The 12,112-nt window shown below is 53.7% G+C and carries 12 protein-coding genes and 1 tRNA gene; 10 read left to right on the top strand and 3 right to left on the bottom strand.

What is annotated here, in order from left to right; genetic code table 11:
* Window positions 1-79: 79 nt before the first annotated feature.
* Window positions 80-165, bottom strand: a tRNA-Leu gene (locus tag CAMM_RS06765).
* A gap of 303 nt (window positions 166-468) precedes the next feature.
* On the opposite strand from CAMM_RS06765, the gene CAMM_RS06760 reads away from it, so the two are divergent.
* Entirely contained in the window at window positions 469-1,005 is a 537-nt protein-coding gene (locus CAMM_RS06760) for a YbhB/YbcL family Raf kinase inhibitor-like protein (protein ID WP_003845834.1), read from the top strand.
* A 24-nt stretch (window positions 1,006-1,029) separates the two neighbouring features.
* Window positions 1,030-1,446, top strand: a complete 417-nt coding sequence (locus CAMM_RS06755) for a hypothetical protein (protein ID WP_003845833.1) — start codon at window positions 1,030-1,032, stop codon at window positions 1,444-1,446.
* Window positions 1,447-1,521: 75 nt separating this feature from the next.
* Here the strand turns inward: CAMM_RS06755 and CAMM_RS06750 are convergent, their stop codons facing one another.
* Complete coding sequence (locus tag CAMM_RS06750; protein ID WP_003845832.1) at window positions 1,522-2,664, bottom strand: quinone-dependent dihydroorotate dehydrogenase; 1,143 nt, start codon at window positions 2,662-2,664, stop codon at window positions 1,522-1,524.
* A gap of 95 nt (window positions 2,665-2,759) precedes the next feature.
* The gene (locus CAMM_RS06745; RefSeq protein ID WP_040354565.1) at window positions 2,760-3,803 is read right to left on the bottom strand and encodes an NHL repeat-containing protein; all 1,044 of its coding nucleotides are present in this window, start codon (window positions 3,801-3,803) and stop codon (window positions 2,760-2,762) included.
* 108 nt (window positions 3,804-3,911) lie between these two features.
* Between CAMM_RS06745 and CAMM_RS06740 the strand changes: the two genes are divergently transcribed.
* From CAMM_RS06740 to CAMM_RS06705, 8 genes are all read left to right on the top strand, one after another.
* On the top strand, window positions 3,912-4,739 hold the full coding sequence (locus tag CAMM_RS06740; RefSeq protein ID WP_171974903.1) for an undecaprenyl-diphosphate phosphatase: 828 nt from the start codon (window positions 3,912-3,914) through the stop codon (window positions 4,737-4,739).
* Between the two features lie 33 nt (window positions 4,740-4,772).
* Complete coding sequence (gene mshC, locus CAMM_RS06735) at window positions 4,773-6,035, top strand: cysteine--1-D-myo-inosityl 2-amino-2-deoxy-alpha-D-glucopyranoside ligase (protein ID WP_003845829.1); 1,263 nt, start codon at window positions 4,773-4,775, stop codon at window positions 6,033-6,035.
* A gap of 21 nt (window positions 6,036-6,056) precedes the next feature.
* Window positions 6,057-6,437 carry a hypothetical protein gene (locus tag CAMM_RS06730; protein WP_003845828.1) on the top strand — a complete coding sequence of 127 codons (381 nt, stop codon included), beginning with the start codon at window positions 6,057-6,059 and terminating at the stop codon, window positions 6,435-6,437.
* A gap of 150 nt (window positions 6,438-6,587) precedes the next feature.
* Complete coding sequence (locus CAMM_RS06725; RefSeq protein ID WP_147581051.1) at window positions 6,588-7,277, top strand: HAD family hydrolase; 690 nt, start codon at window positions 6,588-6,590, stop codon at window positions 7,275-7,277.
* 51 nt (window positions 7,278-7,328) lie between these two features.
* Window positions 7,329-7,592, top strand: coding sequence for a phosphoribosyl-ATP diphosphatase (locus tag CAMM_RS06720; RefSeq protein WP_003845826.1), 264 nt, complete (start codon window positions 7,329-7,331; stop codon window positions 7,590-7,592).
* A 75-nt stretch (window positions 7,593-7,667) separates the two neighbouring features.
* Window positions 7,668-8,513 (top strand): ATP phosphoribosyltransferase, encoded by an 846-nt coding sequence (hisG, locus tag CAMM_RS06715; RefSeq protein WP_003845824.1) that lies wholly within the window; start codon window positions 7,668-7,670, stop codon window positions 8,511-8,513.
* 163 nt (window positions 8,514-8,676) lie between these two features.
* A complete protein-coding gene (gene aspA / locus CAMM_RS06710) occupies window positions 8,677-10,290 on the top strand; it encodes an aspartate ammonia-lyase (RefSeq protein ID WP_003845822.1) in 1,614 nt (537 codons plus the stop codon).
* A 119-nt stretch (window positions 10,291-10,409) separates the two neighbouring features.
* On the top strand, window positions 10,410-12,074 hold the full coding sequence (locus CAMM_RS06705; protein WP_040354560.1) for a formate--tetrahydrofolate ligase: 1,665 nt from the start codon (window positions 10,410-10,412) through the stop codon (window positions 12,072-12,074).
* Window positions 12,075-12,112 lie beyond the last annotated feature (38 nt).

Here is a 12,112-nt window from a genome sequence, read left to right as displayed (position 1 = left end):
CTGCGGCTAAGTGAATAAGAGCTGGATATACAAAAAGTCTTAGCCGACAAAGTGTGGGCTAAGACTGATGAAAATTTTGTGCCCGGAGGGGGACTTGAACCCCCACGTCCGTTAATAGGACACTAGCACCTCAAGCTAGCGCGTCTGCCATTCCGCCACCCGGGCTGGGTGATATTTAACAAAGCACAGGGCTCCGTTAGGCACGGACTAACTGTAGCGGTTAATCAGCTCGCCATACAAATCGCCAGCTCAAGATACTAAACTTCAGTCGAGCTAGTCGTTGAGTGCACGTTTAAAATACATCGTTGTGACTTGAGGGTATCGACTCCGGATACTCCATGACGAATCTTCCGAAAATGGACGGAGGACATATTTAGTAGTCGGTGAGCGAATGCCTGTTTAATGCCATGATGGGAGAGATCCAAAAAGTCACAGAAAATTTCTGTGATGTCCGGTACAAATGGACGTATGGCTAATTACAACGAACCACGTTTTCCCGGTCCAGATCCTTATGAACCACTAGGTAACCCTCCATCATTCGCGCTGGCGTCGAATGACTTCGTTGATGGTGATGAGATTGAAGAGAAGTTTCGCGCTCCTTCCAACGTCTCACCTCACCTGGAATGGTCAAACCTTCCAGAAGGCACGAAGTCTTTAGCAGTCACTCTGCTTGACCCTGATGCGCCCACTGGTGCGGGTTTCTGGCACTGGGCGGCATTTAATATCCCGGCGGATGTCACTGAACTTCCACAGGGCGCTGGCTCGAAGGCTGATCTTGGAATCGATGGGGTCATCTCCTTGAAGCACGACGGCGGGCAGCGTGAATACTATGGCCCTCAGCCACCAGCTGGCCACGCGCCACACCGTTATCTCTACGCGGTACACGCTCTTGACGTGGAGACCCTCGATATCGATCCTGACGCCTCACCAACAGTTTTGGGCTTCAATATCTACTTCCACACCCTTGGTCGCTCCATCTTGTGGGGTTGGTACGAACAAAAGTAAGGCGACCAGTTAGTCTAACTATCTATGGCAAACAATTCCCCACAGTCTTCTCAGCGCACGGATAAGTCCGCGGGCGTGAGCATTCCGATTCAAGTTCGGGTAGGCGGCGCGTTTATGGCGCTGGCAGCAGTACTATTTCTGCTGGCACTAGTCGCAGTCTTTACCGACGGATGGGGAGCACCTTTTGAGTGGACACCAATCCGTGTCGCTATCGTTATTGCGGCACTGTTAGTGGGTGGCTTTGCTACGGTGCGCAAGGATCAAAAAGCCAGTGTTGCCCAGGTAGTAGCGCTGGCCGTGGCCGTGCTACTTATTTTTGGTAGCCGCTTTTTGCCGCAAGATGTTTATCTCGTCCAGCACCAGTCCTTCTTGGTGCTCTACGGAGGCGCAGCGCTCCTGTGTGCGCTGATTTTGCGCCGTTCTGTCATGCCCAAGGCTTAAAGAAGAAGGCTGTAGAAAACCTATAGCTGGGGCTGCCACACAGATTTGTGTGGCAGCCCCAGCTATTTTTCTGTTTTAAGCATGCTTCCAGGAAAGTCCTGAGCCAATAGCTTCCGAGATATTGCTCAAACTATGGGCATGGATCTGCCGCGCAAGCCCACGGTGGATATCGCGGACCCAGTCTGGCCCACCATAAATTAAACCGGTGTAGCCCTGAAGGAGAGTGGCGCCGCTAGTAATGCGCTCCCACGCTTGTTGTGGGGTGTTGATTCCGCCGACGGAGATAATGACCAACTTATCGCCAACTCGTGCATACAAACGCTTGAGTACCTCGAGTGAACGCGCTGCAACTGGCGCGCCAGATATGCCACCCGCGCCTAATTCGCGCACGAATTGGTCATCGGAATTAAGCCCATCGCGTGAAATGGTCGTGTTGGTTGCAACGATTCCAGCGAGCCCGAGCTCGACGGCCAGATCAGCTACGGCATCGACGTCTTCGTCGGAGAGATCAGGAGCAATCTTCACCAATACTGGTACAGAAGTAGATTCTTGAACGGCAGAAAGAATAGGACGCAGCGATTCAACGGCCTGCAAGTCGCGCAGCCCCGGAGTATTAGGGGAGGAGACGTTGACCACCAAGAAATTAGCTAGGTCTCCCAGTAACGATGCGGAACGACGATAATCAGCGACTGCTTCTTCAGCCGGCGTGACTTTGGTCTTGCCAATATTGATGCCGATGACGTTGTCAGTCTTACGTTTCCGCAGATTACGGGCAGCTTCCGCAGCACCGGCATTATTAAAGCCCATGCGGTTTAAGATTGCTTTATCTTCAGGCAGACGAAATAGCCGCGGTTGTGGATTGCCCGGCTGGTCCTTTGCCGTCACGGTGCCAAGTTCCGCGTACCCAAAACCAACGGCAGACCACGCATCCGCCGCAGCGGCATTTTTATCAAAGCCCGCAGCCAGGCCCAAAGGGCGTGGGAAAGTTAGACCAAAGACTTCTTGTTCAAGGACTGAGTCTTTAACGGGCAGTAATGCGTTCAACGCTTTATAAGCCGGCGGGACCTTGTTTAACGTCGACATAGCCTTGTTAGCGATGATGTGAATCCGCTCTGGATCAATGGTGAACATAGCTTTGAGGGCGAGCTCATAGGCGGTTCGGCGAGCAGCGTTGCCCACTCGGCCCGCACTTTTCCCGAGTGTATTAACAAAGTTCATCGTCGTGTAGTCCTCCCGCGGTGGAAATAAAGGCTCCGAACATTTATCGGAGCCTTTTCAGTAAATTATCGTTATCTTAGAGCTGTATCTAGAGTCTAGGACTCTTCTGGGTTGTCCACGGCTTCATCGACTTCAGCAGCGGAAAAGATTTGCAAGCCATCACCGGAAGCAGAACCGAGAACCAAGTCACCGTTGTCCAGTGCCTCAACGTGCTGGGCATCAGCAACAGTAGACAGTGAAGTGACTAGCTCAGGCACACCGGTGGAGATATCAAAGCCGTGCACCAAGTTATTATCAGTGGTGGTAACCCACGCGATCTGGCGTTCCTCATCCCAGGACACGCCCCACGGCGAACCGTTAACTGGCCCGAACTGGTGCTGGCGCACAACGTCTTCGGAGGTATAAACCATAAGCCGGCCGCCGACGGTGTCAGAAACTAAGATCGTGCCATCTTCTCCCACGGTTGCTTGGCCAAGGCCAAGACCCGCGCGCAGCCGTCCACCTTCACGGGAGTTTTCCCAGTCCAAGTTTTGGATAGTGGTCTCTTTGCGATTGGTGCGAACTACGTTATCAACTTCGTCTTGGTTGGGGACAGCAAAAAGCTGATCAGCAGGTTCTTCTGTCGCGAACTCATCAATGACCTCGCCGTCTTTATAAATGACGATATCGGCAACTTCGTTCGAGGCTAAGAATAATTCTCCCGACGACAGTTCGGTCGCAGCCGTGACAGGGAAGTCCACGTCGACTGGGATAACTCGTGGATCACCTGGGTTGTCCGGATCAATCTTGTACACCTTGTCACCGCATCCAATGAAGAAATGATCGACAGAGGTGGTCAAGCCGCCGCATTCAGCAGAAACATTCAGTGGATCTCCGAGGGAATCAGCAGAGCCAAAAGTAATTGAATCGTCGGAGAGAACAGCAAGCGTGTCGCCAACATGAGCGATATCACTTATTTCGGCGTGTTCTTTGACCTCACCAGCGGGATTGTCGGCCTCGGGCGATGGAGCTGGAGTGGCATCGCCTTGCACCTCAGTATCATTGCCTTCATTTGGATTATAGCTGCAAGCTGAGATGACCAGCGAAGATGCAGCGACCATGCCGACTAAGAACTTTTTCGCACCAGAGGAAGAATACACGATGGTCTAGTCTATCACCCGGCATTACCAGGAAAGAACCGTGAGTTGGGTAGGATTACCGGCGTGGAAAATCTGACTCTTGCCCAAGCTACGACCGAGATGACGGACATGTCCTGGATCCAGGTTGTCGTCCTGTCTATTGTCCAAGGACTGACCGAGTTTCTGCCGGTGAGCTCGTCCGGCCACCTGCGAATCGTCTCCGAATTGTTTTGGGGTCAGGATGCAGGTGCGTCGTTTACTGCAGTGATCCAGCTCGGCACCGAGCTGGCCGTCGTCGTCTTTTTCGCCAAGATGATCTGGCAAATCCTGACCGGCTGGTTCAAAGGCTGGGTAGATAAAGACTCCCGCGGGCAAGACTGGAAAATGGGCTGGTTTGTCATCGTTGGCTCCATTCCAATCGGTGTGCTTGGTCTGTTAGGCAAAGACCTCATCCGCGATGCTCTTCGCAATCTGTGGATTACCGCCGCGATGCTTATTTTGTTCTCCTTGGTATTTATCGTCGCAGAACGCGTAGGCAAAAAGGAGCGAGGATTTGAAGATCTGACGATGAAAGATGCGATCGTCATGGGCCTGTGTCAGTGCTTGGCCCTGATCCCAGGCGTATCCCGCTCCGGCGGAACAATCTCCGGTGGTCTTTTCTTGGGCCTAGATCGTGAAGTAGCGACTCGCTTCTCCTTCTTGTTGGCAATTCCAGCTGTGCTGGCATCCGGAATTTTCTCGCTTCCCGATGCCTTTGATCCTGCCGCTGGCCAGGCCGCTTCGGGAATGCAGTTGCTTATCGGCACCGCCATTGCATTCGTCGTTGGTTATGCCTCCATTGCTTGGCTGCTGAAGTTCGTATCCAACCACTCCTTCGAGTGGTTCGCGGCGTACCGCATTCCAGTGGGCATCTTGGTCATGGTCTTGCTGGGCATCGGAGTACTGCAGCCCTTTTAAGCATTAGGGCAAAGGCTAGGTACGATAGCAGGCATGAAATCTTGGCCAATTCCCTCCGTACCGTCCGTTCCAGGCTCCGCAGCGTCGCTTAAGTTATATGACTCTGCGGATGAAAAAATTAAGCCGGTTCGCGTCGAAGGCGATACCGCGACAATGTATGTCTGCGGCATTACCCCCTATGATTCAACCCACCTCGGACACGCGGCTACATACGTTACTTTCGACGTCATCTACCGCATGTTGCAAGACCAAGGCCACAAGGTTCACTACGTGCAAAACATTACTGACGTAGATGATCCGCTTTTCGAACGCGCAGAACGCGATGGTGTGGACTGGCGTGAACTTGGCGAAAGTCAGGTTGATCTGTTCCGTTCGGATATGGAACAACTCGGGGTGTATCCACCGCAGGATTATATTGGCGCGATCGAGTCCATTGATGAAGTCATCGATTTAACCCAGAAGCTTCTCGACAACGGCGCGGCTTATGCGGTTGATGATGCCAAGTACCCCGATGTTTATGCATCTGTGGACGCAACCTCACAGTTCGGATATGAATCCAACTATGACCGCGAAACCATGGAGAAGTTCTTTGCTGAGCGCGGCGGCGATCCAGACCGCGAGGGCAAAAAGGATCCACTCGATGCACTCCTGTGGCGTGCAGCGCGCGAAGGGGAGCCATCGTGGGAATCACCATTTGGCGCTGGGCGCCCTGGCTGGCACGTCGAGTGTTCAGCGATTGCGACTAACCGCTTGGGATCTTCATTTTTGATCCAGGGCGGCGGCTCGGATCTGAAATACCCCCACCATGAGTATTCCGCAGCGCATGCAGAAGCAGGCTTGGGCGTTGACCGCATGGCGGAGTTTTATGTTCATGCAGGCATGATTGGCCTCGATGGCACCAAGATGTCGAAATCATTGGGCAACTTGGTCTTCGTGCACAAGCTAGTAGAGCAAGGTGCAGAAGCTTCCGCGATCCGCCTAGGTCTGTACGCACACCACTACCGCGGTGATCGCGACTGGTCCGATGAGGTTCTTAGCACCGCCGTCGAGCGCCTCAATACTTGGCGTACGGCCGTCGCCGAGACTGACGATGCAGATGCAAGTATCGATGCGGCAGCTGCGCAACAGGCAGCCGAGGAGACCGTCCAAGCTCTTCGTGAGTATTTGGCTAATGACTTGGATACCGTTGGCGCCCTCAACGTCATCGATGAATGGGCGAAGAAACCAACGACTGCGGAGGCAGCTGGGGTAGTAGCGACTGCCGTCGATGGGCTATTGGGCGTGCGCATTTCCTAGTTATAGGGGACAATATTTCTCATGAGCATTCGCGCCACATATCAGCCACAGATCGACGAGTTTATGAGCAACCTGGAGTCATTCGCGACGGGTGACTACCTCAACGAAGATGAAAAGGAATTTTGGGATCAGCCTTTTGACCCGAAGGCTCTTCCTGCACTCCGCACGATTCTCGAGCGTCTTTTCGCATCGTTTGACGACATTCCAGATGATCCAACCGGTGCACAGCTAAAAAGCGCTGTGACACCGTTCTTTGAGGAGCTGGAAGCGTTCAACCGTAAAAATCACGATGCCATCATCGAGCCAGAGGAAAAGCAGGAGCTCAACGAGCTCATCGCTCAAGCAGCTGCAGATACCGGCGCTGATGACGAGGCCCTCAATGAATTGCCCGAGCTAGACTAGCCAGAGCGCGGTCTTCTAAGCTCAACCCTTCCTCGCGTCACTGCATGGCAAGTACACCGCGCTGTGCCGCGTCGCGAGGGCTTAGGCATGTCCTATGCCGCCATATTTTTAATAACGACTACTAACGAGAAAAGCATCTACACCACATTCATGAAGAAACCTCTCGCCATATTCTGGGATATGGACGGCACCTTAACCGACTCAGAACCACTGTGGGAGGAAGCTACCTATTTCCTCTCCGAACTACTGGGAAAGCGCTTAACCCCAGAACAACGCCAACTCACGGTGGGCTCTACTTTTGAAAACACTTTGCGAGTATGCGCTGCCGCAGCTGGAGTTGAACTTCGCGAGGAGGACTATCCGAAGTATCGAGCGCTGACCTTTAATAAGACGCGGGAGCTTTTTGCCGAGCGTCTAGAAGTCTTTCCCGGGATCCAAAATCTGCTCACCCAGCTTAAAGGCGATGGCATACCGATGCTGGTGACGACCAATACAGTTCGTCACGTAGCCGATTCTGCCATTGACACAGTGGGGCGCCATTTCTTCGTCGATACCATTTGCGGCGATGAGGTTGCCGAAGGCAAGCCTGCCCCCGATATGTACCTGGAAGCCGCACGTCGGGTGGGAGTCGACCCAGCAGATGCTTTGGTCTTCGAAGATTCCACCACTGGAATGCGCGCTGCATTAGCCGCAGGATGCCACGTCATTGGTTTGCCGGAACATGACCAGGTGGAGATTCCAGAAGGTGCTGTGGGCATCGACAAGCTGCGAGGCGATAAGCACTTGAATGGGGCGAAAGCTGCCGACGTCTATGACTGGTTTGCCCGCATTTCGGGGTAAAAGGCGGGCGATGCCGCGCGAAATCCGCTACCTATGGAACAATAGGTAACCGTGAAGAACTTTGAGACTTTGTTTAATGAATTGGCACAGAAAGCCGCCGAGAGGCCTGAGGGCTCGGGCACGGTGGAAGCATTAGACAAGGGCGCCCATTTTATTGGCAAAAAGATCATCGAAGAAGCCGGTGAAGTGTGGATTGCGTCGGAATACCAGTCCGACGAGGAGCTGGCTGAAGAAATGTCACAGCTGATTTACTGGACCCAGGTGATGATGCACCATCGTGGCATCACGCTTGAAGACATCTACAAATATCTGTAAATCCCCACCGCATTCGCACTTGCCAAGAAGGCGTTCATCGCGAATGTGCGACTGAGAAAATCGAAGGGCGCTTCCATGATTAAAATCGCTGTACCCAACAAAGGTTCCTTGTCCGAGACGGCTGTGAAGATTCTCAGCGAGGCTGGTTATAAATCTCGCGGCATGAGCAAGGCTCTCAATATTGTTGATGAAGCCAATGGCGTGGAGTTTTTCTTCCTCCGCCCCAAAGACATTGCCATCTACGTAGCCAAGGGACTGCTTGACCTTGGCATTACCGGCCGAGATCTGGCTGCTGATTCCCGCGTGAAGGTGCAAGAACTTCTTCCCTTGGGCTTTGGTTCGTCGACTTTCCGTTATGCGGCGCCACGCGGGCAAGAATGGACCGTTGAGGACCTACACGGCAAGCGAATTGCCACCTCATACCCCAATGTCGTGCGCGATCACTTGGCAGAGCGCGGCCTCGAGGCGGAAGTAATCCGACTGGATGGCGCGGTAGAGATCTCCATCAAATTGGGCGTTGCGGATGCGATCGCCGATGTGGTCTCGACGGGAAATACCCTGCGTCAACAAGGCCTCGAGCCCTTTGGTGAGCCACTCATTGACTCCGAGGCCGTAGTGATTAAGCGCGTGGACGCTGAGGCTACCGATGAGGAGCAGGTTGTCCTCTCACGCATCCGAGGCATTTTGAACGCCCACAATTACTTGATGATTGATTACAACATCCACGAGGACAACTTGGATGCGGCCACCAGCATTACGCCGGGGCTGACCGGACCGACTGTTTCGCCGCTGGCGCGGAAGAACTGGGTCGCCGCGCGCGCGATGGTGCCGAAGAAGCAAGCGAACCAGCTCATGGACGATTTATCCAAATTGGGCGCAGAAGCAATTTTGGCTTCTGAACTACGCATTGCCCGCATTTAGGGGTATAAAAACCAATTCTATTCGTACGCCATGTGAACGCGGTTACGATTGTGGCTGCACACTTCAGTTTAGCTGGGTGCCGCTAGTTAAAGCGCGGTGAGAACATCACCGTGGCTTTATGCTGCGCCGCCACGCACGTATCCGAACAAGGAGCGAAACAAACATGGCCAAAACCTCCAAGAAGGACGAGTCCACGCAGGATAAGTCGACGCAGAATAAGTCAGCGCAGGAGAAGTCTTCCAAGTCGACTGATAAATCTGCTGAAACGCAGGAGATCCCCGCTCAGGCGATCCCCAACTCATCCGGATTGAAGGGCCCAGCAGTTGAAACTCGTAAGGCCGTGAAAACCTCCAATATCAAGACCCGCACCGAAGAAGATCTGCTGGGCAAGTTGGAGGTCCCTGAGGATGCCTACTACGGCGTTCACACCATGCGCGCGCTGGATAACTTCCAGATCTCGTATGTCACCGTCAACTCCATTCCGGAATTCATTCGCGGCATGGTGATGGTGAAAAAGGCTACGGCCATGGCGAACCGTCGACTGCACACTTTGCCGAAGAAAAAGGCAGAAGCCATCGTCTGGGCATGTGACCAGATTTTGGAAGAAGGCCGCTGCATGGACCAGTTCCCGCTCGACGTTTTCCAGGGTGGCGCGGGTACTTCTACCAATATGAACACCAATGAGGTCATCGCTAACCTCGCGTTGGAGTACTTGGGGGAGAAGAAGGGCAGCTACGACATCATCAACCCCAACGATGACGTCAACATGTCGCAGTCAACGAATGATGCCTACCCAACCGGTTTCCGCCTGGGCTTGTACTTTTCCATCAATAACCTGATGGAGCGCATCGATAAATTGCAGGATGCACTGTCCGACAAGGGTAATGAATTCCAGGACATTTTGAAGATGGGCCGTACCCAGTTGCAGGATGCTGTCCCTATTACCCTGGGCGATGAATTCAAGGCTTTCGCCCATAACCTGCAAGAAGAGCAAGCAGTGTTGCGCATGGCGCAGAATATGCTGCTGGAGGTCAACCTCGGCGCTACCGCAGTTGGTACCGGCGTGAACACTCCCGCTGGCTACCGCCACCAAGTCGTTGCCGCACTTAGCGAAGTCACCGATCTGGAAATGAAGACCGCGCGAGATCTTATTGAAGCAACCTCTGACTGCGGCGCGTATGTCATGCTGCATTCTACGATTAAGCGCACCGCGATGAAGCTATCGAAGATGTGCAATGACTTGCGTCTTCTGTCTTCTGGCCCACGCGCTGGTCTTGGTGAGATTAACTTGCCACCACGCCAGGCTGGTTCTTCGATTATGCCCGGTAAGGTCAACCCGGTTATCCCAGAGGTTGTTAACCAGGTGTGCTTCAAGGTCTTTGGCAATGACCAAACCGTCTCCATGGCGGCCGAGGCGGGTCAGCTGCAGCTCAACGTTATGGAACCTGTCATTGGCGAAGCTCTGTTCCAGTCCATCCGTATCATGGGCAATGCTGTTGATACCTTGCGCGAAAAGTGCATCGAGGGCATTACCGCAAACCCCGATGTCTGCCGCGAGTACGTCGTCAATTCCATTGGTATTGTCACCTACCTCAACCCATTCATTGGCCACCACAACGGCGACCTCATTGCGAAGGAATCCCTGGAGACCGGACGCGGCGTTCGCGATCTTGTCTTGGACAAGGGACTCATGGATGAAGAAACCCTGGATAAGGTGCTCTCCGTTCAAAACCTGATGCACCCAGAGTTCCGCGGCAAGCTCTACCTGGACGAATAAAACGTCACGTAGTTTATCTAGGCCCTCCCATTGTGGAGGGCCTTTTGCCGTTTGCGAAGTTGAGATAGATCTCATCTTTAACGCCGGATAATCCGTCTCTCCTGCGTACGATGGAAGATATGACCAAGCACCTCAGTGACGTAGAAATTGCACAAGCTCACCAGCTTCAGCCTATTGCCGATATTGCTGCTACCGCAGGAATTCCGGCCGAGGCACTGATTCCTTATGGCACCACCAAAGCCAAAGTTGATGTCACCAAACTGCCAGCACCAGACAAGCCCGGAAAGTTGGTGTTGGTAACAGGCGTTTCACCAACCCCGGCGGGTGAGGGCAAGTCGACGGTTCTCATTGGCTTAACCGATGCGCTCAACCGCATGGGCAAGAAGTCAATCGTGGCTATCCGCGAGCCGTCCCAAGGACCTGTCATGGGACTCAAGGGAGGAGCAGCCGGCGGCGGCTTTGCTCAAATCGTGCCCATGGAAGATATCAATTTGCACTTTACCGGTGACTTCCACGCAATTGCCGCAGCGACTAATACCTTGGCAGCGTTGATTGATAACCACATCCACCAGGGTAATGCGCTAAATATCAACGCGAATAAAGTCACCTGGCAGCGGTGCATGGATGTCAATGACCGCGCGCTGCGCAATATCGTCACTGGCCTGGGCGGTGCCGTCAATGGTGCAGCCACAGAGACCGGATTTACTATTACGGCGGCCTCAGAAATCATGGCTATTTTGGGTCTGGCCACCGATTTAGCGGACCTCAAAGCACGCTTAGGTGCCATTACCATTGGCTACACTTTCGATGACAAGCCGGTAACCGCTGATGATCTGGAAGCCGCGGGTGCCTTGACCGCGATCATGCGCGATGCGCTGCTTCCAAACCTGGTGCAAACCCTCGGGGGAGCGCCCGCCTTTGTCCACGGTGGACCTTTTGCCAATATTGCGCACGGATGCAATACCTTGCTGGCTACCCAAGCAGCGATGAACCTAGGTGAGATTGCGCTAACTGAAGCCGGCTTTGGCTCTGATCTGGGCGGCGAAAAGTTCCTGGACATCAAAGCTCGTTTCGGCGACCTCAACGTTGATGGCGCGGTGGTGGTTGCCACCATTCGTTCGCAGAAATATAACGGCGGGGTAGCCCGCGAGGACCTGCAAGAAGAAAACCTCGATGCCCTGGCTGCAGGTATTAAAAATCTCGAGCGGCACGTGGAAAATATCCGCAAATTCGGCATCAAGCCCGTCGTTGCCGTGAACCTCTTCCATTCAGATACAGAAGCAGAGCGCGACTTTATGCGCCAATGGGCGGCAGATTTCGATGTGGCCTATGAAGAAGCGGACGTGTTTACCCAAGGCGGTGCGGGAGCAGAAAAGCTCGCACAAACTCTTCTAGACCACCTGGATGGCACCTCAACCCAGCTCTACGATCCTGCCGAGGGCGTAGAGGCGTCCATCGAGACCATTGCGCAGGAAATCTACCGTGCAAGCGATGTCCAGTACTCCAAGAAGGCCCTGAAAGACCTGCAGTACCTTAAAGACAATGGTTGGGACACCATGCCCGTGGTGATTTCGAAGACGCAGTATTCCTTCTCCGATGATCCCAGTGAGCTCGGTGCTCCTGAAGGCCACACCTTGCATATTCGGGAAATCATCCCGCGTACCGGTGCTGGTTTTAACGTAGTACTCACCGGCGATGTGATGACCATGCCGGGTCTGCCCAAGACACCCGCCGCCAACACCATCGATGTCAACGACGCGGGGCAAATAACGGGGCTTTTCTAATTCGCTAGTTTCCACGCAGCTGTAGCGAGCACCGCGCC

The sequence above is a fragment of the Corynebacterium ammoniagenes DSM 20306 genome, from assembly GCF_001941425.1.
Classification (GTDB): Bacteria; Actinomycetota; Actinomycetes; order Mycobacteriales; family Mycobacteriaceae; genus Corynebacterium; species Corynebacterium ammoniagenes.
Note: the sequence above shows the minus strand (reverse complement) of the source record. Positions and strands in the feature narration are given on the sequence as shown.